Annotated in this window: 20 protein-coding genes; 8 read left to right on the forward strand and 12 right to left on the reverse strand. The window is 71.4% G+C overall.

The genetic code is table 11. The features are described 5' to 3' along the window. Positions 1-60: 60 nt before the first annotated feature. From B0293_RS10440 to B0293_RS10455, 4 genes are read left to right on the forward strand one after another with little or no spacing between them, the layout of a single operon-like run. Positions 61-1152 (forward strand): polyprenyl synthetase family protein, encoded by a 1092-nt coding sequence (locus tag B0293_RS10440; RefSeq protein ID WP_005156514.1) that lies wholly within the window; start codon positions 61-63, stop codon positions 1150-1152. Continuing rightward, positions 1152-2627 carry a phytoene desaturase family protein gene (gene crtI / locus B0293_RS10445; RefSeq protein ID WP_005156500.1) on the forward strand — a complete coding sequence of 492 codons (1476 nt, stop codon included), beginning with the start codon at positions 1152-1154 and terminating at the stop codon, positions 2625-2627. Before B0293_RS10440 ends, crtI begins: the two co-directional genes overlap by 1 nt. Next, positions 2624-3553 carry a phytoene/squalene synthase family protein gene (locus tag B0293_RS10450; RefSeq protein WP_005156497.1) on the forward strand — a complete coding sequence of 310 codons (930 nt, stop codon included), beginning with the start codon at positions 2624-2626 and terminating at the stop codon, positions 3551-3553. The genes crtI and B0293_RS10450 overlap by 4 nt, the downstream gene beginning before the upstream one ends. Beyond that, a complete protein-coding gene (locus B0293_RS10455; protein WP_005156494.1) occupies positions 3550-4335 on the forward strand; it encodes an LLM class F420-dependent oxidoreductase in 786 nt (261 codons plus the stop codon). The genes B0293_RS10450 and B0293_RS10455 overlap by 4 nt, the downstream gene beginning before the upstream one ends. Before the next feature lie 275 nt (positions 4336-4610). On the opposite strand, the gene B0293_RS10460 is transcribed toward B0293_RS10455, so the two are convergent. Beyond that, positions 4611-5159 carry a CGNR zinc finger domain-containing protein gene (locus tag B0293_RS10460; protein WP_005156491.1) on the reverse strand — a complete coding sequence of 183 codons (549 nt, stop codon included), beginning with the start codon at positions 5157-5159 and terminating at the stop codon, positions 4611-4613. 22 nt (positions 5160-5181) lie between these two features. Here B0293_RS10460 and B0293_RS10465 point away from each other — a divergent pair, with 22 nt between their 5' ends. After that, complete coding sequence (locus B0293_RS10465; protein WP_005156488.1) at positions 5182-6360, forward strand: MFS transporter; 1179 nt, start codon at positions 5182-5184, stop codon at positions 6358-6360. On the opposite strand, the gene B0293_RS10470 is transcribed toward B0293_RS10465, so the two are convergent. Further along, positions 6329-6697: an Rv2175c family DNA-binding protein gene (locus B0293_RS10470; protein ID WP_037343213.1), complete on the reverse strand. Its 369-nt coding sequence runs from the start codon at positions 6695-6697 to the stop codon at positions 6329-6331. The two genes, B0293_RS10465 and B0293_RS10470, sit on opposite strands and share 32 nt — an antisense overlap. A 184-nt stretch (positions 6698-6881) precedes the next feature. Here B0293_RS10470 and B0293_RS10475 point away from each other — a divergent pair, with 184 nt between their 5' ends. Both B0293_RS10475 and B0293_RS10480 read left to right on the forward strand, forming a co-directional pair. After that, entirely contained in the window at positions 6882-8933 is a 2052-nt protein-coding gene (locus B0293_RS10475; RefSeq protein WP_039917658.1) for a Stk1 family PASTA domain-containing Ser/Thr kinase, read from the forward strand. Between the two features lie 130 nt (positions 8934-9063). Further along, on the forward strand, positions 9064-9858 hold the full coding sequence (locus tag B0293_RS10480; RefSeq protein ID WP_005156474.1) for a hypothetical protein: 795 nt from the start codon (positions 9064-9066) through the stop codon (positions 9856-9858). 7 nt (positions 9859-9865) lie between these two features. Here the strand turns inward: B0293_RS10480 and B0293_RS10485 are convergent, their stop codons facing one another. Both B0293_RS10485 and B0293_RS10490 read right to left on the reverse strand, forming a co-directional pair. Further along, complete coding sequence (locus tag B0293_RS10485; protein ID WP_005156472.1) at positions 9866-10888, reverse strand: hypothetical protein; 1023 nt, start codon at positions 10886-10888, stop codon at positions 9866-9868. Positions 10889-10964: 76 nt separating this feature from the next. Then, on the reverse strand, positions 10965-11798 hold the full coding sequence (locus B0293_RS10490; protein WP_005156470.1) for an NAD(P)H-binding protein: 834 nt from the start codon (positions 11796-11798) through the stop codon (positions 10965-10967). A gap of 93 nt (positions 11799-11891) precedes the next feature. Between B0293_RS10490 and B0293_RS10495 the strand changes: the two genes are divergently transcribed. After that, positions 11892-12641: a TetR/AcrR family transcriptional regulator gene (locus B0293_RS10495; RefSeq protein ID WP_005156468.1), complete on the forward strand. Its 750-nt coding sequence runs from the start codon at positions 11892-11894 to the stop codon at positions 12639-12641. A gap of 29 nt (positions 12642-12670) precedes the next feature. On the opposite strand, the gene B0293_RS10500 is transcribed toward B0293_RS10495, so the two are convergent. From B0293_RS10500 to B0293_RS10535, 8 genes are read right to left on the reverse strand one after another with little or no spacing between them, the layout of a single operon-like run. Next, a complete protein-coding gene (locus tag B0293_RS10500) occupies positions 12671-13516 on the reverse strand; it encodes a cell division protein FtsQ/DivIB (RefSeq protein ID WP_005156466.1) in 846 nt (281 codons plus the stop codon). A gap of 25 nt (positions 13517-13541) precedes the next feature. Then, complete coding sequence (gene murC / locus B0293_RS10505) at positions 13542-14951, reverse strand: UDP-N-acetylmuramate--L-alanine ligase (protein ID WP_005156464.1); 1410 nt, start codon at positions 14949-14951, stop codon at positions 13542-13544. Beyond that, entirely contained in the window at positions 14944-16071 is a 1128-nt protein-coding gene (gene murG / locus B0293_RS10510; protein WP_005156461.1) for an undecaprenyldiphospho-muramoylpentapeptide beta-N-acetylglucosaminyltransferase, read from the reverse strand. Before murG ends, murC begins: the two co-directional genes overlap by 8 nt. Then, a complete protein-coding gene (gene ftsW, locus B0293_RS10515; protein WP_005156459.1) occupies positions 16068-17546 on the reverse strand; it encodes a putative lipid II flippase FtsW in 1479 nt (492 codons plus the stop codon). Before ftsW ends, murG begins: the two co-directional genes overlap by 4 nt. Continuing rightward, positions 17533-18936: a UDP-N-acetylmuramoyl-L-alanine--D-glutamate ligase gene (gene murD / locus B0293_RS10520; protein ID WP_005156457.1), complete on the reverse strand. Its 1404-nt coding sequence runs from the start codon at positions 18934-18936 to the stop codon at positions 17533-17535. The genes ftsW and murD overlap by 14 nt, the downstream gene beginning before the upstream one ends. Before the next feature lie 3 nt (positions 18937-18939). Then, positions 18940-20025 carry a phospho-N-acetylmuramoyl-pentapeptide-transferase gene (gene mraY / locus B0293_RS10525; protein WP_005156455.1) on the reverse strand — a complete coding sequence of 362 codons (1086 nt, stop codon included), beginning with the start codon at positions 20023-20025 and terminating at the stop codon, positions 18940-18942. Then, on the reverse strand, positions 20022-21554 hold the full coding sequence (locus tag B0293_RS10530) for a UDP-N-acetylmuramoyl-tripeptide--D-alanyl-D-alanine ligase (protein ID WP_005156453.1): 1533 nt from the start codon (positions 21552-21554) through the stop codon (positions 20022-20024). Before B0293_RS10530 ends, mraY begins: the two co-directional genes overlap by 4 nt. Further along, positions 21551-23056, reverse strand: a complete 1506-nt coding sequence (locus tag B0293_RS10535; RefSeq protein WP_039917654.1) for a UDP-N-acetylmuramoyl-L-alanyl-D-glutamate--2,6-diaminopimelate ligase — start codon at positions 23054-23056, stop codon at positions 21551-21553. Before B0293_RS10535 ends, B0293_RS10530 begins: the two co-directional genes overlap by 4 nt. Positions 23057-23104 lie beyond the last annotated feature (48 nt).

The following is a 23104-nucleotide window of genomic DNA, read 5'->3' on the forward strand; positions in this document are numbered from 1 at the left end:
TCGCCACATTCGGAGGCACCCGACTGGGTCACGGCCGCGTCCTTCCCGGAGGATGTGCCCATGGACACGTCCGCCTACGACGCCGATCTGCCCGCCCACGTCGAGCGGGCGCTGGCCGGGTTCCTCGAGCGCGCCGGTGCCGAGATCCGCCGCACCGAACCGACCGTGGGGGCCGGGATCGACGCGCTGGCCGGGTTCGTGCTGGGCGGCGGCAAACGGCTGCGCCCGACGTTCGCCTGGTGGGGCTGGCGCGGCGCGGGCGGCGACCCCAGCGGGCCGGACGTCGAAGGCGTGCTCCAGGCGGTGGCGAGCCTGGAGCTGATCCAGGCGTGCGCGCTGATCCACGACGACCTCATCGACTCCTCCGATTCGCGCCGCGGTTCGCCGACGGTGCACATCGCGGGCGCGAAGCTGCACGCCGACAGCGGCTGGCTGGGTTCGCCGAGCACGTTCGGGCTCGCGACCGCCGTCCTGGTCGGCGACCTCGCGCTGGCCTGGGCCGACGACATGTTCGGCGAGGCCCCGCTCCCGCCCGCGGCCCTCGCGGCGGCGCGGCCCGCGTGGCGCGCGATGCGCACCGAGGTGCTCGCCGGCCAGTACCTCGACGTCCGCACCCAGGCCACCGGCGACGCCTCCCCCGAGGCCGCGCTGCACATCTGCAAGCTCAAGACGGCCGCATACACCGTCATGCGCCCGCTGCACCTCGGTGCCGCGCTCGGCGGCGCCGACGACGCCCTGATCGCGACGCTGCGCGAGTTCGGCGACGAGGTCGGCGTGGCGTTCCAGCTGCGGGACGACCTGCTCGGCGTGTTCGGCGACCCGTCGGTCACCGGCAAGCCCGCGGGCGACGACCTGCGCGAGGGCAAGCGGACGCTGCTGGTCGCGCTGGGTCTCCAGCGCGCGGCCGAACAGGGCAAGGCCGCCGCGTCGAAGGTCATCTCCGACGCCATCGGCGACGCGCACCTGTCCGAAGACGCCGTCGAGACCGTGCGCGAGGCGCTGCAGGACGTCGGCGCCGTCGACGCGGTGGAACGCCGCATCGACGAGCTCACCGAGTCCGCGATGGCGGCGCTGGACCGTGCCCACCTGGCCGAACCCGCTCCCGCCGCGCTGACCGGGCTGGTCGTCAAGGCGACCCAGCGGACGTACTGATGCGCACCGTCACCGGTCCGAGTGACCACGTGGTGGTGATCGGTGGCGGGCTCGCCGGACTGTCGGCGACGCTGCACCTGCTCGGCGCCGGACGCCGCGTGACCCTGCTGGAGCAGGACAAGACGCCCGGAGGCCGGGCCGGGCAGGCGGATTTCGGCGGCAACACCGTCGACACCGGGGCCAGCGTGCTGACCATGCCGGAACTGCTCGACGAAGCGTTCTCCGCGGTCGGCGAATCCTTGGCGGACAACCTGACGCTGACCCGGCTCGACCCGGCGTACCGCGCGAGGTTCGCCGACGGCAGCACGATCGCCGTGCACACCGACGCGACGGCGATGGAGGCCGAGATCCGCGCGGCCGCCGGTCCGGCCGAAGCCGAGGGCTACCGTCGGCTTCGGCGCTGGCTGACCGAGCTGTACGCGGTGCAGAAGGACCACTTCATCGGCGCGAACTTCGACTCCCCGCTCGATCTCGTGCGCCCGGAACTGGCGAAACTGGCCGCACTGGGCGGTTTCGGGCGGCTCGGCCCGAAGATCGACGGGTTCCTGCGCGACGACCGGGTGCGCCGCCTGTTCTCCTTCCAGGCGCTCTACGCCGGACTCGATCCGGCCCGCGCGATCGGCGCTTACGGCGTCATCTCCTACATGGACACCGTCGGCGGGGTCTACTACCCGTCGGGCGGGATGGGCGAGATCGCGCGGGCGATGGCGAACGCGGCCGGGCGGGCGGGCGCGGAAGTGCGATTCGGCACCGAAGCCGCTTGGCTGGAAAGGGTTTCCTCGCGGGTACGCGCGGTGCGGACCCGCTCCGGCGAGCGGATCCCTTGCGACACCGTGGTTCTCGCGACCGAACTCGGCACCGCGTACCGGCTGCTCGGCGCCCGCCCCAGGCGTCCGCTGCCGTTGCGGTACTCGCCGTCGGCCGTGGTGCTGCACGGGCACGCGCCGAAGTCGTGGCCGGATCTGGGCCACCACACCATCTTCTTCGGCCAGGCCTGGGAAAAGACGTTCTCGGAGATCATCCGCGAAGGCAGGCTGATGAGCGATCCGTCGCTGCTGGTGACCCGGCCGACCGCGACTGAACCGGGCTTGGCCCCCGGCGGCGACCAGGTGATCTCGGTGCTGGCCCCGGCGCCGAACCTGCGCCGCGGCAAGATCGACTGGGGCCGGGTCGGGCCGGCCTATCGCACGGAACTCCTGCGCACACTGGAAACCCGCGGCCTCACCGGGTTCGCGGACGACTTCACCGTCGACGAGGCGATCACCCCGGCGGGCTGGGCGGAACGCGGCCTCACCGCGGGCACCCCGTTCTCCCTCGCGCACACCTTCTCCCAGACCGGCCCGTTCCGGCCGGGGAACCTGATGCGGGCTGCGGACAACGTCGTGCTGGCGGGCTGCGGGACGACACCGGGCGTCGGCATCCCGCCGGTGGTGATCTCCGGCAGGCTCGCGGCGGGAAGGGTCACCGGCCGATGAACGAACTCGACGCCGCGGGCATCACCGCACCGGCGTTGCGGGCCGCGTACACCGAATGCCGCCGCATCAACGCGCACCACGGCCGCACGTTCTTCCTCGCGACCCGGCTGCTGCCTGCCAGGACGCGGCCGTTCGCGCACGCGCTGTACGGCTTCGCGCGGATGGCGGACGAAGTGGTCGACAACCCCGCGCCCGGCACCGATCCCGCCGTCGCGCTGGACGACGTCGCCGTCATGGTCGGGCAGGTCTTCGACGGCGGCACGCCCGCCGATCCGGTGCTGACCGCGCTCGCGGACACCGTGCGCCGCCACGACCTGGACCGCGAACTGTTCGACGCGTTCCTGCGGTCCATGACGATGGACCTCAAGGTGACCGAGTACGCGACCTACGCCGACCTCAAGGAGTACATCCACGGTTCGGCCGAGGTGATCGGGCTGCAGATGCTGCCGGTCTTCGGCACCGTCGTCCCGGTCGACGAGGCCGTTCCCGGCGCGGCCGCGCTCGGCGAGGCGTTCCAGCTGACCAACTTCCTGCGCGACGTCGGCGAAGACCTCGACCGGGGACGGCTGTATCTGCCCACCGAAGAGCTGGCCGCGTTCGGCGTCGACCGCGAGTTGCTCGCATGGTCACGTGCCCGCGGCCTGCCGGACCGGCGTGTGCGACGCGCGCTCGCCGTGGCGGTGGCGCGCAACCGGGCGGTGTACCGCCGCGCCGAAGCGGGAATCCCGTTGCTGCGCGAGGAATCCCGGGACTGTGTGCGAACCGCGCTCGTGCTCTACGAAGGCATTCTCGACGAGATCGCGGCCCTCGGTTACGACGTGCTGAACACCCGCGCCGTCGTCCCCCGTCGTCGTCGCGCGGCCGTCGCCCTTCCGAGGCTGTTGGCGAGCACGTGGAGCAACTCCAGGCTTAGGCTGCGATCATGACGTCTGCTGCGAACAGGAAGATCCGGATCGGGGTTCAGCTCCAGCCCCAGCACGCCGAGTACAAGGCGATCCGCCGGGCGGCTTCGGAGGCCGAAGACCTCGGTGTGGACATCGTCTTCAACTGGGACCACTTCTACCCGCTCTACGGCGAGCCCGAGGGACTGCACTACGAGTGCTGGACCATGCTGGGCGCCTGGGCGGAGTCCACGTCGCGGGTCGAGATCGGCGCGCTGGTGACGTGCAACAGCTACCGCAACCCCGAGCTGCTGGCCGACATGGCCCGCACCGTCGACAACATCTCCGACGGGCGGCTCATCCTCGGCATCGGCTCCGGCTGGTTCGAAAAGGACTACGACGAGTACGGCTACGAGTTCGGCACCGCCGGCGGTCGGCTCGACAACCTCGCCGAGGCGCTGCCGCGGATCGAGAGCAGGCTCGGCAAGCTGAACCCGCAGCCGGTCCGCGACATCCCGGTGCTGATCGGTGGCGGCGGCGAGAAGAAGACGCTGCGCCTCGTCGCGAAGCACGCCGACATCTGGCACGGCTTCGGCGACCCGGAGGTCGTGGAGCGCAAGGTCAAGATCCTCGACCAGCACTGCGCCGACGTCGGCCGGGACCCGAAGGAGATCGAGCGTTCGGTCGCCGTCGAAGGCGAGCCGGAGGAGCTGGGGCCGAAGCTGCTGGAGCACGGTGTCTCGCTGTTCACCGTCGCGACCGGCGGACCGGACTACAACCTGGACAAGCTGCGGCCCTGGATCGCGTGGCGCGACAAGCAGGGCTGAGCTTCCGCCTGCGGTACATGAAGGCCCCCTTCTTTGCGTCTGGCGCAAGGAAGGGGGCCTTCATGTACCGCGGCTTCGCTGCGTGTTCGGCGGAGAAAGGCGATCACGCGTGATCAGGCGGCGATCATGCGTGATCAGAGACGAAACTCGCGTGATCGGACGCCGCACACTCGCGATCGCCGCCTGATCCGTGAGTTCCGCCTTCAATCACGCGAGTTTCGACTCTGAGCACGCGAGATCCGTTCCTGATCACGTGAGTTACGCCTCGCCCTCGGTCAAGACCGTTTGCGGTGGGCCGCGACCCGCTCCCGGGTCGCGCATCGCGTCGAGCAGTACCGGCGCGGACTCCCACCACCCAAGTGCGCGAAGGGCTTCCCACAGCCCGAAGCGGCGCATAGCCCACCCGGCGGCGCCTGACGGTCCGCCAGCAGCACCGCCAGCGCCAGCGCGGACGACGTCACCAGCCACGCTCCCCACGGCCCGTCGTCGTCGGCGTCCACGTGCAGATGCCAGCCGAACCCGTCGGCGTGGTCGGTCAGCCGCGGCGGATGCGCGTAGCGAGCCAGCAGCCGGTTCAGCACCCCTGCCGCCTCCGCGGCATCCCGCGCCGCGAAGACCTCACGCAGCTCCGAAGCCGCCTCGCGCAAGGACGTCAGGTCCGAGGGGCCTAACTCGACCGAGGTCTCCCCGTGCGCCTCCAGCACGGAATGGACAGCCGAAACCGAGGGCTCCGGACCGAGCAGGACCTCCAGCAGATCCACCGCCCGCTGTGCCGCCGCCCGTGCCGAACGGCCGGGCAGGAAATCCCGCTGCGCTGAAGTCATACCCCACTGTAACGTCTTTCTCATGAAAGGCCGTTACAGTCTCGCCGTCTACCTCGCCGGCGCGACGGTCGCCAGGACCGGCGACGAGTTGTCCGGACCGGCGTTGCTCCTGCTGGGACTCAGTGTCGACGGCTCGGCCGCCACCGGGTCCGCGCTGCTCGCGGGCCTGACGATCTCGGCGGCGGCGGGCGGGCCGCTGCTCGGCGCGCTGCTCGACCGCAGTCCCCGTCCCGGACGGCTGCTGGCGTGGGCGTTGCTCGCCTACGCGGGCGGGCTCGGCGCGGTGCTCGCGCTCGTCGAACTCCCGGCGGCGATCGCGGTGGCCGTCGCGGCCGGGCTGCTCAACCCGGCCTTGGCGGGTGGCTGGACGGCGCAACTGCCCGACGTCCGGGGCAGGACACCGCTGGCGAGGGCGAGCGCGCTGGACGCGATGACGTTCACCGCCGCGAGCCTCGCCGGACCGGGGCTCGCCGGGCTCGTGGCCGCGTACGCCGGAGCTCCGGCCGCGGTCGCCGTCGCGATCACGCTGGTCGTGGTGGCGTTCCCGGCGGCCTGGTCGCTGCCTGCCGTCGAAGCGAAGCCCGCGAAACCGATCCTCCGCCGGCTCGCCGACGGGTTCGCGGTCCTCTTCCGCAAGCGCGCGTTGCTGAGGGCCACCGCGACGTCCACGGTGTCCTTCGTCGGCATCGGGATCGCCATCGTCTGTTATCCGCTGCTCGGCGCCCAACGGCTGGGGAATCCGGGCTTCGGCGCGCTCCTGCTCACCGTGCTGGCCGCCGCGTCGCTGATCGCGAACGCCGTGCTGGCCCGCAAGCCGCCACCGCCGGATCGCACCGTGCTCGCCACCACCGTCCTGCTGGGCGCGAGCTTCCTGCTCGCGGCGGCGGGGCACGACGTGGTGACCCTCCTGGCCGCCGCCGTACTCGCCGGTTTCGCCGAAGGACCACAACTTTCGGCGCTTTTCGCCATCCGGCACCGCGAGGCGCCCGCGGACGTCCGGGCGCAGGTTTTCACCACGGCGGCGAGCGTGAAGATCACCGGACTCGCGGCGGGAGCGGCGGCCGCGGGGCCACTGAGCGCACTCTCCGTAACCGCCGCGCTGGGCGCCGCGGCGGGCTGTCAGCTGCTCGCGGCTGCGACGTATGTACTGGTCAGAACGTCCGGGCGGACTAGAACGCCATCGCCTGCGCGCGCCGCTTGACCTCGGTGCCGTGGCTCGTGCGGAGCGCGTTGACCGGGGTGGTCCCCGGCAGCGTCTCGTCCTCGGCGAAGAGCCAGCGCAGCATCTCCGTCCGGCTGAAGCCCGAGTCCGCGAGCACGGTGATGGTGCCCGCCAGGCCCTTGACCACGCCGTCCTTCACCAGGAACGCGGCCGGGACGTACAGCTCGCCCTTGCGCCGGACGGCGATCAGGTGGCCGTCGCGCAGCATCTGGCGGACCTTGTTGGCCGAAACGTTCAGCGCGGTCGCGACCTCCGGCAGGGGAAGAACGGCCACATCTGCATCGAGAACGTCGTCGGCGACGGGAATACCACTCACAGGTGACACTGTGCCACATTCCGTCTCCCGCTCCGTTAGTACGCATGGGTGACGACTCGACTGTGACGGAGAGTGCCCGAATGGTCACGTATACCGCCGATTCGACGAAATGCCGCGAATCGTGATCCCCGGGGAGCCAGGTCCCGTACACCAGAACATGGGCACTTCCGTACGATCCATAGCCGTGACACGCACGGACCCCACGCTGGTGGGCACTCTGCTCGAGGGCCGCTACCGGGTGGACAAGCTGCTCGCACGCGGTGGGATGTCGTCGGTGTACCGCGGCGTCGACACCCGCCTGGACCGCCAGGTCGCCATCAAGATCATGGACCCGAGGTTCGCCGACGACAGGTCGTTCGTCGAGCGCTTCGAGCGGGAGGCCCGGTCGGCGGCCCGGCTGCACCACCCGCACGTGGTGGCGGTGCACGACCAGGGCTTCGACACCCCCGGCGGTGAAGAGTCCGGACGCGCGTTCCTGGTCATGGAGCTCGTCGACGGCGGGACCCTGCGCGAACTGCTCGCCGAACGCGGCCCGCTGGACATCGCGCTCGCGCTGAGCATCGCCGAACCGGTGCTTTCCGCGCTGGCCGCGGCGCACGCCGCCGGGCTGGTGCACCGCGACGTCAAACCGGAGAACGTGCTCATCGGCCGCGGCGGCACCCAGCTGTCCGGCGGCGTGGTCAAGGTGGGCGACTTCGGCCTGGTCCGCGCGATCGCGAGCGCGGGCACCACGAGTTCGAGCGTCATCCTCGGCACCGTCGCCTACGTCTCGCCCGAACAGGTCGCCACCGGCGCGACCACGTCGAGCGGCGACGTCTACTCGGCCGGGATCCTGCTGTACGAAATGCTCACCGGCCGCGCGCCGTACACCGGCGACACCGCTCTCTCGGTGGCGTACCGGCACGTCAACGACGACGTCCCGCGCCCGAGCGAGCTGCGCCCGGACATCCCGCCGATGCTGGACGAGCTGATCCTGCGCGCCACCCGGCGCGCCCCCGAGCAGCGCCCGGCCGACGCGACGGCGTTCCTCGCCGAACTGAACCACCTGCGCACCGCCCTCGGCATCCCGGCGGTCCCGGTGCCCGTGCCGCTGCCCGCGGACGCCGACCGGGAGACCGACGCCGAGCGCACCACCCCCGGCATCCCGGCCGTCCCGGCGGGCCCGAGCGCGGCGACGACGGTGCTGACCCCGGTCGCCGAGGCGACCATGCCGGTCACCGGGCCGCGCGGCACGCAGGCGATGCACCGGGAGCCTCAGTTCCCCGCCGCCCAGCCGCCGCGAACGCCTCCCCCGCGGCCCAAGCCGCCCGCGGACGGCGAGAAGCCGGAGTCGCGCAAACGCCTCTACCTGATGATCGCGGCCGCGGTGGTGATCCTCGGCGGCCTGATCGGCGCGTTCGCCTTCATCCTCAACGACACCGGCCCGACGTCGTCGTCGGTGCCGAAGCTGGCCGGGATGAACCAGGCCGCCGCCGGTGACGCGCTCCGCACGGCGAAGCTGACGCCGGCCTACACCGAGGAGTACAGCGACACCGCCGCGCAGCACACGGTGATCCGGTCCGACCCCGCGGCGGGCACGTCGCTCGCGCCGGGCACCACGGTCAACGTCGTGCTGTCGAAGGGCCGCCCGATCGTTCCCGACATCCAGGCGGGCACGAGCCAGCAGGACGCGGAGACGGCGATCAAGGCCGCGCAGCTGACCCCGGCGCAGGGCGAGCAGGAGTACAGCGACGTCGCCAAGGGCAAGGTGATCCGCGTCGACCCGAGCCCCGGTTCGCAGCTGAACATCGGCGGGCAGGTCACGATCGTCCTGTCGAAGGGCCCCGAACCGCTGCCGCCGGTCCCGGACGTCACCGGTCAGAGCAAGGACGCCGCCTTCCAGATCCTGCAGCAGGCCGGCTTCCAGCCGTTCCAGGCGGGCGAGGAGTTCTCGGACCAGTTCGCCGCCGGCCAGGTGATCCGCACCGACCCGAAGGGCGGCGGCAAGGCGAGCAACCGCCGGATCGGGGTGTTCGTTTCGAACGCCGTCGAAGTACCGAACGTGACCTTCAAGCGGATGGAAGAGGCCGTCCAGATCCTGCGGCAGGCGGGTCTGGAGGCCGACCGTGAGGGTCGGGGAAACGGTAACGGCCACGGCGGCGGAAACGGCGGTTTCGACTTCGTCCTGCAACAGGATCCGCAGCCGGGCACGAAGGTGCCGAAGGGCTCGAAAGTCCGGATCAGGGGCTTCGGGTGACGCGAAAGGTGAGGTGAAACCGTTCAGTACCGGCCTGGTCATCGGATACCGTGAACCGCATGGTGGTCGTTGACGGCGTGAGCGGCAGGTCGGACAGGTTCACCTCGCGTTTCGTCGCGCCCGGTCCACGATGAGCTTCTTCACGGACGGTCCGCGCAGCCGTCCGCTCTTCCCGGTGCCGGAACAGGAACTGTTCGGCTACAACGGCCGCCCCTGGGTGGAGGCGCCGCACGAGTACATCGTCCCGGCGATCCTGCCCTGGTCGATGCCGCTGGGCCGCGCCGAACGGACCATCGTGGCGCTGCGCGGCATCGAGGTGTGGCCGGAGTCGGTGTCCTTCCAGCTGTCGGTGTACTCGCGGGATCTCCTGCTGGACGAGCCCGGCGAAGGCCTGATCGACCACCGCCGGGTCCCGGACTACAACGCGCTGCTGGTCGGCGTGCTCTTCCCCGACGGGAGGCGGGCCAGTTCGGAGACCATCTCCGTGCCGTCCGCCGCCAAACCCGACCAGCCGGTGCTGCGCGCGCAGGGACTGGGCGGTTCGGCGTTCCACGTCGACCACGAGATCTTCCTGTGGCCACTGCCGCCCGACGGGCCGCTGGAGTTCATCGTCCAGTGGCTCGATCGCGACATCGAGGAGACGCACACCGCGCTCGACGGCACCGCCATCCGCGACGCCGCCAAGGAGGCGGGCGAGATCTGGCCCGGCCTGCCCGCGCGGAAGTCGCACGGGCTGCCGGTCCGCCGGGTCGGGGCGCAGGCGATGATCACGCCCGCCTGGCCCCGCGAGTCGCAGGCGCCGCCTCCACTGCCGCAGCCGAAGCGAGCGTCACCGCCGCCCGCTCAAGCTCCCGTTCAGGCGACGACGGACCGGCCACGGAAAGGCGCGCCGTTGCCGACGCGCCTTCCCCGCAGAGCACGCTGAGCTCAGCTCACGGCGTCAGGCGCCAGACCACCGGCACACTGCCGTTGCCGTTCGTGTCGTGCGCCGCGAACCCGGCCAGCGAACCGTCGTCGGCCGCGATCGAGGCTTCGAACGTCGAGTAGCCGCTCGGCCCGCGGACCTCTCCCTGGGTCGTGGTACGCCACGCGATCGCGTTGCCGACGATCACCGGCCCCGACGGGTTCGGCACCAGCCCGGTCGTCAGGCCGACCTTGTTGACGCTCAGCGCCCTCGCGCCGCCCGCCAGCCCGACCGGCTCCGCGTCCGGGGAGGCCCAGCGCACCGCCTGTTCGACGCCACCCCAGATCCGCGTCCCGACCACGACCCCGTTGCGGATCGCGTAGCCCCAGCCCTGGCTGGCCGGGCTCGGCGACACGCGCCGGATGCCCCCGTCCTTCCACAACGTCGAGCTGTTGCCCGAGTCGAACAGGAGCGTGCCGTCCTCGTCGAGATCACGCACGTAGGACGTGTCCGGCGCGCTCGGGACGAGCACCGGCGCGCCGCCCTCCGCCCGCCACAGGACCGCGGCGTCGGTCCCGGTGTTCCCGCTGAAATGCATGGCCCGGCCGAGCACGTCGCCACGCGTGTTGATCGCGACGCCGTACACGTAGTCGTAGCCCGCCGGGATCTCCTTGACGTGGAACCCGGTCGCGTCCAGCACGAACGCCCGGCTGACCCTCGTGTCGTAGTCGTGCGTCGTGCCGACCACGACGCCCGCCGGGTTCTCGTCCTCGGCCAGCGCCGCCTCGTAGCCCTCCGGCACCCCCCGCACCACCGGCTGCCCATTGCGCCAGCTGACGACCGATTGCACGCCGTTGACCGTGACCGTGCCCGTGTACTCCCCCTTGCCGTCGGACCCGGTCACGACCCCTTGGTAGCCGCCGGACGGCATCGGCAGGACCGTGGGGCGCCACGCGATGCGGCTCGCCGCCTGCGCGGGCTGCGCCAGCACCGCGACCGAGAGGGCGGCGACGACCGGAGCCGCGAAGCGCACCCAGGACTTGAGTTTCATGCTTTCTCCCTTTCCCCGACCTGCGTGATCATCACGCCGGAGCGGGGCTGCCGGTTGTCCGGCAAAAGGAGCAACTTCAGCGGAAGGCTTCGACGTTCGCCACGGCCCATTCCGCGTAGGAGACCCCGGGCCGTCCGGTGAGTTCCTGGACGACGCCCGTCGGCTTGTCGGGGTTCTCGGTGAAGTACGCGAAGCCGTCGAGCAGCCATTCCGCGATCTCCGCCGGGATCCCGGCGTCGGCCCACTGCTTGTTCGCCTCCTCCCGGGTGAGCTCCTGGAAGGTCACCTCCTCGCCGAGCGCGGCGGAGATGGCGGCGACCTGCTCGCGCTGGCTGATCGCCGTCGGCCCGCTCAGTGTGTGCTTCTCGCCGACGTGCCCCTCGGTCAGGATGACGTGCGCCGCGACGGCGGCGATGTCCGCGAGGTCGATCGGTGTCATCCGGGACTCGGGGTAGGCCTCGCGGACCACCCGCTCGGCCTTGATCGTCTCCGCCCAGCCGAGGGTGTTGTTCATGAACGCGCCCGGCCGCAGGAAGGTCCAGTCGAACTCCGCCTCCCGGATCGCCTTCTCGATGATCGCGTACGCCACGCCACTCGAGTTCTCCACCGGGTCGTCGGCGTTGCTGCCCGACAGCGCCACCACCCGGCGCACCCCGGCCTCCTTCGCCAGCTTCACGAAGTCGTCGACCGTGTCCGCCAGCGGCGCCAGGTACACGGTCTCGATGCCCTTGAGGGCTTCCGGCAAGGTCTCCGGCTTGCCCAGATAGCCCTTGGCGACCTCCACCTGCTCCGGCAGCGCCGCCTTCGCCGGGTTGACGGTCAGCGCCCGCACCGGCGCCCCGGCCTTCACCAGTTCGTCGACCAGCAGCCTGCCGACGCTTCCGGTCGCACCGGTCACCAGGATCGTCACGATTCCACTCCTTTTCGTACGTCCTACGGGAATGGGTTAACCGTACCTGATACGGGAATGTAGAATCCAGTTTCACGGCCGAGTGGAGTGTGGATGGACTTCGAGCGCAGCCTCGAACTGTTGTGGCGTGACCGCGGCGAGGCCCGGCAGCCGACCAGGGGTCGGAAGCCGAAACTGACTCTCGATCAGGTGATCGCCACCGGCGTCGCGCTCGCCGACGGCGCGGGCGAGGCGACCGTGTCGATGAGCCGGATCGCCGAGGAGCTCGGCGTCGGCACGATGACGCTGTACACCTACGTCCCCGGCAAGACCGAACTGCTCGACCTCATGGTGGACTCGGTGCTCGCCGAACGGGACCTCCCCGGTCCCGGCGATCCCCGGCCGGACGGCTGGCGCGAGCAGGTGCGGCTCTACGCCGAACGCACCCTGGCCGTGTTCCGGGCCCATCCGTGGCTGCGCTCGACGTCGATGGTGCGGCCGGTGCTCGGGCCCGGGCTGATGGCGGGCCAGGAGTACCTGATCGCGGCGGTGTCGGACATCGGGCTGGCGCCGCGCAAGGCGGCCGCGGCCGCGAACAGCATCGAGATCTACGTCCAGGCGAACGCGACACTGTTCGCCGAGACGGTGCAGGTCGAGCAGCAGACCGGGCAGTCGACGGACGCCTGGTGGGGGCAGCGGTCGGTGTTCTGGGAGAAGTACTTCGACGTGGACCGGCATCCGGCGATGACCCGGATCTGGGAAAGCGGCGGCTACGACATCGAGACGTGCGAAGCCGCCGACGAGAGCTTCACTTTCGGCCTGGAGCGCTTGCTGGACGGCATCGAAGCCCTGATCCCCTCCTGAGTACTACCGCGTTCAGAGGACGAAACGCGTCAGGAGACGGTGGGCAGATCGGGTGCCGAGACGTCGAAGACCTTGCCCTCGCGGGTGAGCAGCGCGGCCAGGACCTTCGCCTTGCGTTCGGTGTCCGCCGAGGTCCCCCAGCGCACGGTCTTGCCGTCGGCCAGCGCGAACTCGACACTGCCGGGCGTCTTCGCCGTCGCGGTGGTGACCTGCTTGAGCAGCTGCTGCGGGATCACGCCGAGGACGCCGGTCACCGCGCGGGTCACCGGGTCGTCGGCCGACACCGAGGGCAGCTTCAGCTCGGGCAGTCCCGCGGGCCGTTCCTTGACCGTCTTGAACACGACACCCGCGCCGTCGACGAGGTGCACGCCGTCGCCGCCGGGCCCGCTGTCGAAGAAGGCGATCGCGGCGCGTTCGGTCACGGTGATCTCGAGGGTGTGCGGCCACGACCGGGAGACGTCGACGGTGGCGATGCCGGGCATCTGCGCCACCCGGTCCCGGATCTCGTCGGCGTCCAGGCGCAGCATCGGCTTCTGGTCCGGTACCGCCGCCGTGCCGCGGATCTGGTCCGCGGGTACGGAACTCGCCCCGACGACGTCCACCTGCTGCACGCCCAGCATCGAGCTGAACCAGAGCAGGTAGACGAGGGCGGCGACGGTCAGCACCGAGAGCAGCGCGACCCAGCGCCGCCGCATCTCCTTGTTCCTGGTGGGCCGGGCCGGGCGGCGGCGGTCTTGGACGGACCGCCTGCCGCGCCGGTCCTTCGCCCGCCGAGCCCGTTCGGCCCGGGGAATCCGCTTGCTGCGGTCGGGTCGTTCGGAGCGCGGACGCCGACCGGGTTCGGCCGGGCGGCGGCGTTCCCCGGTCTGTGTCATGGCCGGCCGCCGGGCGTTGTCATGGCTAGCCTGCCCGCCGGTCCAGTTCGGCCAGGATCTCCGGGCCGAGCTGCGTGACGTCGCCGGCGCCCATGGTCACCAGCAGGTCGCCGGGTTCGACCAGGTCCGCCGCGAGCTTCGCGGCGACGTCGAACGCGGGCTGGTAGTGCACGGGGACACCGGAGATCTGGTCGGCGATGAGCGCGCCGCTCACCCCGGGTTCCGGTTTCTCGCGGGCCCCGAAGACGTCCAGCACGACGACCTCGTCGGCCAGCGACAGCGCGGCCGCGAACTCCTTCGAGAACGTCTTCGTGCGCGAGTACAGGTGCGGCTGGAAGACCACGACGACCCGGCCCTGACCGGCGGCCGTCCGCACCGCGCGCAGCTGCGCGTCGACCTCGGTCGGGTGGTGCGCGTAGTCGTCGTACACCCGGACGTCGCCCGAGCGGCCCTTGAACTCGAACCGCCGCCGGACCCCGCCGAACGCGGCGAGCCCGTCGGCCAGCCGGTCGACCGGCGCGCCGAGTTCGATCCCGGCCAGCAGGGCGGCGATCGCGTTCAGCGCCATGTGCTCGCCCGGAACCGCGACCCGCAAAGCGATTTCCTCGCCCTGCAAGGAAATCCGGACCACGCCGCCGTCCGGGGTCGGCACGAAGTCCAGGACCTTGGCGTCGTCCGCGCCGGTGACCGAACGCCCGTAGCTGCGGACGCGGATGCCGCGTTCCTCCGCCTGCGCGCCCAGCTTCGCGGCCCCTTCGTCGTCACCGCAGACGACGAGCAGCCCGCCCGGCTCGATCCGGCCGAGGAAGTCGGTGAACACCGAGACGTACGCCTCGGCCGTCCCGTGGTGGTCCAGGTGGTCCGGCTCGACGTTGGTCACCACGGCGACCGACGGCGAGTAGGCCAGGAACGACCCGTCGCTCTCGTCGGCCTCGGCGACGAAGAGCCCGCCCTCGCCGTGGTGCGCGTTCGCGCCCGACTCGTTGAGGTCGCCGCCGATGGCGAACGACGGATCGAGACGGCAGTGCTGCAGCGCGACGGTCAGCATCGACGTCGTCGACGTCTTGCCGTGCGTCCCGGCGATACAGGCGACGCGGTGGCCTTCCATCAGCCCGGCCAGCGCCTGCGCGCGGTGCAGCACGGTGATCCCGCGTTCCCGCGCGGCCACCAGCTCCGGGTTGTCGTCCTTGATGGCGGTCGACACGATCACCGAGGACGGACCCTCGGGGAAGGCGTCGAGGTTCTCCGCGCTCTGGCCGACGGCGATCTCGGCGCCCTGGGCACGCAGCGACAGGAAAGCGCGCGACTCCTTGGCGTCGGATCCGGAGACCTGGGCCCCGCGGGCCAGCAGGATGCGGGCGATACCGCTCATCCCGGCGCCGCCGATCCCGATCAGGTGGGCACGCGTCAGCGTGTCGGGAAGTTGATCAGGCACCTGCGGCCTCCAGCACGATCTTGGCAAGGGTCTCGTCGGCCTCCCGGTGGCCGAGGCCGACCGCGGCCGCGCTCATCTTCGCGATCCGGTCGGCGTCGGACACCAGCGGGATCACCAGTTCCGCGACCTTGGCGGCGGAGAGGTCGGCGTCGGCGACCATCAGCCCGGCACCCGCGTCGACCGCGGGCCGGGCGTTGACCGCCTGTTCGCCGTTGCCGTACGGCAGCGGGACGAACACGGCGGGCAGGCCGACGGCGGACACCTCGGCGACCGTCATCGCGCCGGAACGGCACAGCACCGCGTCGGCGGCGGCGTAGGCCAGGTCCATGCGCTCCAGGTACGGCACCGGGACGTACGGGGGCTTCCCGGGGAACTCCTGGACGACCAGCGTGTTCTTCGGCCCGTGGGCGTGCAGGACACCGACCCCGGCGTCCGCGAACTCCTTGGCCGCGCCGGAGACCGCGTTGTTGATCGACACCGCGCCCTGCGAACCGCCGAAGACCAGCAGCGTCGGGGCGTCGGGGTCGAGACCGAAGTGCTCGCGGGCCTCGGCGCGCAGCGCAGCGCGGTCGAGCGCGGTGATGGAACGGCGCAGCGGGATGCCGACGACCTCGGCCTTCGCCAGCGGCGTCCCCGGGACGGCGACGGCGACGCGGGCGGCGAACCGCGCGCCGACCTTGTTCGCCAGGCCGGGCTTCTCGTTGGCCTCGTGCACCACGATCGGCGTACGCCCGCGCGCGGCGAGGTACGCCGGGAGCGCGACGTAACCGCCGAAGCCGACGACGACGTCCGCGCCGACGCGCTCCAGGATCTCGCGGGTGCGCTTGACCGAGTCGCGGACCTTCAGCGGCATCTTCAGCAGTTCCGGTGTCGGCTTGCGCGGCATCGGCACCGGGGGGATCAGCTCGAGCGGGTAGCCGCGCGCCGGGACGAGCTTGTTCTCCAGCCCGCGCTGGGTCCCGAGCGCGATCACCGTCGCGTCGGGACGCAGGCGCATCACCGCGTCGGCGAGGGCGAGTGCCGGTTCGATGTGCCCTGCGGTACCGCCGCCGGCGACCACGACCACCGGCGCCTTGCCTTCGACTTCGGCTCCGGCGCCACCTCTGACGGGGTTGTTCACCTATGACCTCTCCGGTTTGCGGTACCCCGTTTCGCGGTACCGCGGTTCACCGCGGTTCGCGCGGCCGTCCTTCTGCCGGGCTCCCGTACCGACCGGCGCCGTTCCTGGGCGGGCGAAGGCCTCGCCGTCCTCGGCGCGGGCCTCGCCGCCTTGGTGGCGCCGCCGCGGGCCGCGGTGCCCTTCCGCTTGGCGGGCGGGCGGTACGGCTCGGGCGCGGGAAGCCTCAGCAGGCGTCCGAATTTACCTGGCCCCTGCGAACGCAGTGCGGCCACCGCCTCCGGTTCGTGCCGGGCGGCGTTGGCGAGGATCCCCATGATGAGCATGGTGATCACCAGCGACGTCCCGCCGTAGGAGATCAACGGCAGCGTCACCCCGGTGACCGGCAGCAGGCCGACGACGTAGCCGATGTTGATGCCCGCCTGCGCGACCAGGAACACGGTCAGCGTGCCCGCCACGATGCGGATCCACGGGTCGAGGTTCCGGGTGGCGATCCGCAGGCCCACGACGGCGACCCCGGCGAACAGCCCCAGCACCACGACACAGCCGATGAAGCCGAGTTCCTCGCCGATCAGGGCGAAGATGAAGTCGTTCTGCACGTTGGGCAGGTAGCCCCAGTTGGACTGGCCCTGGCCGAGGCCCTTGCCGAACAGGCCGCCGTCGGCGAGCGCGAGTTTCGCCTGGTTGGCCTGGAAGCCGTCCGCGCTGGTGTCCGGGGAACCGGACACGAACGACAGGACCCGTGCGAGCCGGTACGGCTCGATGATGGCCAGCACCAGAACCCCGACGAGACCACCCGCGAGGATGACGCCGAACAGCCGTTTCGGCGCGCCCGCGAACCACAGCAGGGCCAGCAGCACCACCGCGAGGGTGACCGTGCCGCCGAGGTCGGGCTGCATCATGACCAGCGCGAACATCAGCAGCGCGATCGGCACGACCGGGACGAGCAGATGGCGCCACTGGTTGATGATGTTGTACTTGATCACCAGGATGTGCGCGCCCCAGAAGGCCAGCGCGACCTTGGCCGCCTCGACCGGCTGGAAGGCGAACCCGCCGAGCTTGAACCAGCCCTGCGAGCCGTTGGCCGTGGAGCCGAGCGGGGTCAGCACCAGCACCAGCAGCCCGAGACAGACCACGGTCGCCGTCGCCGACAGCCGCCGGACGCGTTCCAGAGGAACCCGGAGCCCGATCCAGAACACCACCGCGCCGATGGCGACGAACATGATGTGCTTGCTGAACTGGGCGTACACGCCGGTACCGGTCTTGGGGTTGACCGAGGCGACCGACGAGGCCGACAGCACCATCACGATGCCGATCACGGTCAGCACACCGGTGAGCGCCAGTACCAGGTGGAAAGACGCGAGGGGCCGGGAAAGCCACGCCGTCAGCGCGGTACGGAAGGCGACGAACGGGCTTTCCTTGCGCTCACGCCGTTTGCGAGGGGGAGTCTCGCGCCTCTTTTCCTCAACCGCCGTCACTGGTCTCCCCCGCACCGTCGCGCAGGACACGGACCGCACGCGCGAACGCGTCGCCGCGCTCGCCGTAACTGCGGTACATGTCCAACGACGCCGCGGCGGGGGCCAGCAGCACCACATCTCCAGGGCGCGCCAGGGCGCGGGCCGCCTTCACCGCCGCAGTCATGGTGTCATCGTCACCCGAAGGGAGGCTGTTGACCGGGACATCCGGCGCGTGTCGCGCAACAGCGGCGGCGATCACGGGTGAATCCACACCGAAGAGGACGACTCCGCGCAGCCTTCCGGCGATCGAGCCGACGAGCTCGTCCACGGAAGCGCCCTTGAGCTGCCCACCGGCGATCCAGACGACGTTCAGATGAGCGCGCAGCGAACCGCTCGCCGCGTGCGGGTTCGTCGCCTTCGAATCGTTGATGTACCGGACGCCGTCGATCTCGCCGATCTCCTCGGCGCGGTGCGGGGCGGGCCGGTACTCGCGCAGGCCCTTGGCGACGTCCTCGCCCGTGACGCCGTACGCACGCGCCAGCGCGGCCGCGGCGAGCGCGTTGGAGACGTTGTGCGGACCGGCGGGCCGGACGTCGGCCAGCGTGCCGAGTTCCTCGGCGCTGGTCGCCGGGTCGGCGACGAAAGCGCGGTCGACCAGCAGGTCCTCCACGATCCCGAGTTCGCCGGGTCGCGGGGTGTCCATGCCGAAGGCGACGTGGCGGGCACCGTCGGGCGCGTGCTCGTCGGCGAGCCGGATCGACCAGTCCTCGTGGAGGTTGCGGACCACGTTCCGGGAGTGGGTGTGCACCTTCCCCTTCGCGGCCGCGTACTCCTCCATCGAGCCGTGCCAGTCGAGGTGGTCCTCGGCGAGGTTCAGCACCACCGACGCGTGCGGGGCCAGCGTGGACGACCAGTGCAGCTGGAAGCTCGACAGCTCCACGGCGAGCACCTCGTGCCCGGCCCGTACCGCGTCGAGTACCGCGAAACCGACGTTCCCGCAGGCCACGGCGTCGACGCCGGCGGAACGCAGGATCGACTCCAGCATCCTGACCGTGGTGGTCTTGCCGTTGGTGCCGGTGATCGCGAGCCACACCGGCGGCTTGTCGCGCAGCTGCCCGACGCGCCACGCCAGCTCGACGTCGCCGATCACCTCGACACCCGCCTCGGCCGCCGCCACCAGCAGCGGCGACGTCGGCTTCCAGCCGGGACTGGTCACGACCAGCTCGACGCCTTCGGGCGGCTCCGTCAGGCCCGGCACCAGCTCGGCGCCGAGCCCTTCGAGTTCCGCCAGCCGTTCGGCGTTGCCGTCGGTGACGGTGATCCGCGCGCCCAGGTCGGCCAGGACGGGGACGATGGACTTGCCGGTGACCCCGGCTCCGGCGACGAGGACGTGCCGCCCGGCGAGCTCCACTTCCTAACCTCCGAAGCTGAGCTGTTCGCTGTAGAACAGGCCGAGACCGAACATGCAGCAGATGGCCGACAGCAGCCAGAACCGGATGATGACCGTGGTTTCCGCCCAACCCGCGAGCTCGAAGTGGTGATGGAACGGCGCCATCCGGAACAGCCGCCGCCTGGTCGTGCGGAACACGGCGATCTGCGCGACCACCGAGATCATCTCGACCATGAACAGACCGCCGATGACGATGGCGAGCAGTTCGGTGCGGGTGGTCATCGACAGACCGGCGACGAGACCGCCGAGGGCCAGCGAACCGGTGTCGCCCATGAAGATCTTCGCCGGGGCCGCGTTCCACCAGAGGAACCCGACACAGGCGCCGGTCGCCGCCGCGGCCACCACGGCCAGATCCAGCGGGTCACGGACGTCGTAACAGGCGGTCTGCGGGGAGACCGCGCACGAGAGGCGGGTCTGCCAGAAGGCGATGACGACGTAGGTCGCCAGGACCATCGCCGCGGTGCCGCCGGCGAGACCGTCGAGGCCGTCGGTGAAGTTCACCGCGTTCGACCAGCCCGAGATGACGATGTAGCAGAAGATCACGAAGAACACCGACGGGAAGGTGATCAGCGCGAGGTCCCGCACGTAGGACAGGCTCTCCGACGCCGGGGTCAGCCCGCGCCCGTCGGCGAACTGCAGCGCCAGGATCGCGAAGGCGATCGTGACCACCAGCTGGCCGACCAGTTTCGCGGTCTTGTTCAGCCCGAGGTTGCGCTGCTTGCGGATCTTGATGAAGTCGTCGAGGAAACCGACGATCCCGAGGCCGACGGCCAGCGCGAGGACGAGCAGGCCCGAAGCGGACGGGCCGCCGGTGCCGTTGCCGCCGCTGAGCGCGCTGATCAGATGCGCCACGAAATACCCGACGACCATCGCGACGATGATCGCGACACCACCCATCGTCGGGGTACCGCGTTTGGATTTGTGTCCCTGCGGTCCTTCCTCCCGGATCTCCTGGCCGAAGCCCTGCCGGGAGAAGACCCGGATCAGATAGGGAGTGAGGAGGATGGAGACCAGCAGGCCCGCCGCGGCCGCGATCAGGATGCTGATCACGCGTCACCACCGTTCGAGCGTTCTTGAGAGGGGGAAGGGGGTACTACAGGGGATTCAGCGATCGTTCCGGGGGAGGCGAGCACGGCGTCGGCCACTCGCCACAACGCGGCGGCCTTGGACGCCTTCACCAGCACCACGTCTCCCGCGCGGAGCTGATCATGCAGCAGGGCGATGGCGGCGTCGACGTCGGGTACCAGTACCGACTCCTCGCCCCAGGAACCCTCCTGCTGCGCGCCCTGGTGGGTGGCCGCGGCGGCTTCGCCGATGACCACGAGCTTGTCGATGTTGAGCCGGACGACGAGCCTGCCGATGCCGTCGTGCGCCGTGACCGAGTCCTGGCCGAGGTCGCCCATCACGCCGAGCACGGCCCAGGATCGGCGCGTCGTGCTCATCGACGCGAGTGCCTTGAGGGCGGCCCGCATCGACTCGGGGCTGGCGTTGAACGAGTCGTTGAGCACCGTGACGCCGTCGGCGCGGGTGGTGACCTCCATGCGTCGCTCGGAGCGCCGCTCGAGGCTCGACAGGCGGGCCGCGACCTCTTCGACCGTCGAGCCCATCTCCAGCGCGACGGCGGCGGCGCTGAGCGCGTTGCCGACGTGGTGCTCGCCGTAGAGCGGCAGCTTCACCGGTGCTTCGCCGTCCGGGGTGACCAGGCGGAACGACGCGCGCGCTTCGTCGTCGAGAGTGATGTCCACGGCGCGGACCTGCGCGGACGCGCTTTCGCCGACGAACACCACGCGCGCGCTGGTCCGGCTCGCCATCGCCGCGACGTACGGGTCGTCGAGGTTCAGGACCGCGACACCGCCGTCCTCCGCGCTCGGCAGCGCCTCGACCAGCTCGCCCTTGCCCTTGGCGATGCCCTCGCGCGAGCCGAACTCGCCGACGTGCGCGGTGCCGACGTTGAGCACGACCCCGATCCGCGGCGGCGCGATGGCCGCCAGCTCGGCGATGTGGCCGGGCCCGCGGGCGGACAGCTCCAGCACCAGCTGCCGGGTCGAGGAGTCGGCCCGCAGCGCCGTCCAGGGGTGGCCCAGCTCGTTGTTGAACGATCCCGGCGGCGCCACCGTCGGGCCGAGCGGCTCCAGCAGCTGGGCGATGATGTCCTTGGTCGAGGTCTTGCCCGCCGAACCGGTGACGCCGACGACGGTCAGGTGGTCGCCCGCCAGCTTCTGGATCACGTGCCGGGCGAGCTTGGCGAGCGCGGCCAGCACCGCCGCGCCCGCCCCGTCCTTGTCCGAGACCAGCGCGAACGCGCGTTCGTGCCCCTCGCCGGCGTTCAGCGGCGGCACGATCACGGCCGGGGCGTCGACCTCGCGGGCCGCGAGCACCGCGACGGCGCCGGACTCGACCGCCCGCGCGGCGAAGTCGTGGCCGTCGACCTTCGCGCCGGGCAGCGCGATGAACAGGCCGCCAGGGGTGATCTCGCGGGTGTCGAATTCGACGCTCCCGGTGACCTCGGCGGCCCCGTCGGTCCGATGCAGCCGCCCGCCGACGATGGCGGCGATCTCGGCCAGGCTGAGCACGATCACACTGTCTCCAGACGTCTGCGGATGGCGGAGGCCAGCTCTTCCCGGTCGGAGAACGGGTGCACGACACCCTGGATCTCCTGGCCGGTCTCATGGCCCTTGCCCGCGATGAGCACGATGTCGCCGGGCCGGGCGAGCTCGACCGCGTGGACGATGGCGTCCCGGCGGTCGGCGATCTCGAGGATCTCGCCGCCCAGGGCGGGTCCGGCGTTGCGGGCGCCGGCCAGCATGGCCGCCCGGATCGCGGCCGGATCCTCCGACCGCGGGTTGTCGTCGGTCACGATCAGCACCTCGCTGCGCCGGACCGCCGCCTCGCCCATCACCGGGCGTTTGGCGGTGTCGCGGTCCCCGCCGCAGCCGAGGACGGTGATGATCCGGCCCTCGGTGCGGGCGCGCAGCGCGTCGAGCCCCTGCGCGACGGCGGCGGGCTTGTGCGCGTAGTCGACCACCGCGGTGAACGGCTGGCCGAGGTAGACCCGCTCCATCCGGCCCGGCACCTCGACCGAGGCGAGCCCGGCGACGATGGCTTCGAGCGGGACACCGGCGGTGTTGAGGATCGCGGCCGCGAGCACGGCGTTCGCCACGTTGAACTCACCCGGCAGCGGGATCTTCGCCGGCGCCGTGAGGCCGTCGGGGCCGTGGAGGACGAAGGTCTGCTCCCCCGCCGGCGTCGGCGTCAGGTCGGTGGCGCGCCACAGCGCGTCCGTGCCCGGCTCGGTGGAGACGGTCACCGTGTGCGGGGTGAGGAGTGCCTGGCCCCAGGCGCTGTCGACGACGATCACCTCGGCGGTGGACCGGCCGTCGAACAGCAGCGACTTGGCGGCGAAGTACTCCTCCATGTCCTTGTGGAAGTCCAGGTGGTCCTGGGAGAGGTTGGTGAAGGCCCCGACCGCGAACCGCGTGCCGTTGACCCGGCCCAGCGACAGCGCGTGGCTGGAGACCTCCATCGGGACGTGCGTGACGCCGCGTTCCACCATCACCGCCAGGAGTGCCTGGAGATCCGGCGCCTCGGGGGTGGTGAACCCGCTGGCCAGCCGCTCGCCCGCGATCCGGGTCTCGACCGTGCCGATCAGCCCGGTGGTGAGCCCGGCGGCCTTGAGCCCGGCGTCGACCAGGTACGACGTCGTGGTCTTGCCGGACGTCCCGGTGATCCCCAGGACGGACAGCTCCAGCGACGGCTCGCCGTAGATCCAGGCGGCGATCTCGCCGAGGGCGGCACGCGGGTCCTGGTGCACCAGGATCGGCACGCCGGCGTCGCGGAGCACCGGGCGCTCGGCGCCCGCCTCGTCGGTGAGCACGGCGGCCGCCCCGGCCGCGATGGCCTGGTCGCTGAAGTCCGCGCCGTGGGCACGGGCACCGGGAAGCGCGGCGAAGAGGTCGCCGGGGAGGACATGCTGCGCACGCAGCGTGCTGCCCGTGACCGTCAGCTCGGCCGCGGCCGTGTAGTCGTCGTCACCGACCACGAGCCGCGCACCCGCCCTGGCGAGCAGCGTGCCCAGCGGCATCGGCTCGATCCTGGCCGGACGAGGGGGTGCGGCGACGGCCTTGACCGG

Origin of the sequence: Amycolatopsis azurea DSM 43854, assembly GCF_001995215.1 — a bacterium.
GTDB lineage: Bacteria > Actinomycetota > Actinomycetes > Mycobacteriales > Pseudonocardiaceae > Amycolatopsis > Amycolatopsis azurea.

Excerpts from the sequence above, each read along its gene's own strand:
- B0293_RS10535 (WP_039917654.1), bottom strand. The coding sequence starts at position 23,056 with ATGCCGCTGGGCACGCTGCTCGCCAGGGCGGGTGCGCGGCTCGTGGTC.
- B0293_RS10450 (WP_005156497.1), top strand. The coding sequence starts at position 2,624 with ATGAACGAACTCGACGCCGCGGGCATCACCGCACCGGCGTTGCGGGCC.
- B0293_RS10480 (WP_005156474.1), top strand. The coding sequence starts at position 9,064 with ATGAGCTTCTTCACGGACGGTCCGCGCAGCCGTCCGCTCTTCCCGGTG.
- B0293_RS10465 (WP_005156488.1), top strand. The coding sequence starts at position 5,182 with ATGAAAGGCCGTTACAGTCTCGCCGTCTACCTCGCCGGCGCGACGGTC.
- B0293_RS10495 (WP_005156468.1), top strand. The coding sequence starts at position 11,892 with ATGGACTTCGAGCGCAGCCTCGAACTGTTGTGGCGTGACCGCGGCGAG.
- B0293_RS10485 (WP_005156472.1), bottom strand. The coding sequence starts at position 10,888 with ATGAAACTCAAGTCCTGGGTGCGCTTCGCGGCTCCGGTCGTCGCCGCC.
- B0293_RS10460 (WP_005156491.1), bottom strand. The coding sequence starts at position 5,159 with ATGACTTCAGCGCAGCGGGATTTCCTGCCCGGCCGTTCGGCACGGGCG.
- B0293_RS10455 (WP_005156494.1), top strand. The coding sequence starts at position 3,550 with ATGACGTCTGCTGCGAACAGGAAGATCCGGATCGGGGTTCAGCTCCAG.
- B0293_RS10440 (WP_005156514.1), top strand. The coding sequence starts at position 61 with ATGGACACGTCCGCCTACGACGCCGATCTGCCCGCCCACGTCGAGCGG.
- B0293_RS10500 (WP_005156466.1), bottom strand. The coding sequence starts at position 13,516 with ATGACACAGACCGGGGAACGCCGCCGCCCGGCCGAACCCGGTCGGCGT.
- crtI (WP_005156500.1), top strand. The coding sequence starts at position 1,152 with ATGCGCACCGTCACCGGTCCGAGTGACCACGTGGTGGTGATCGGTGGC.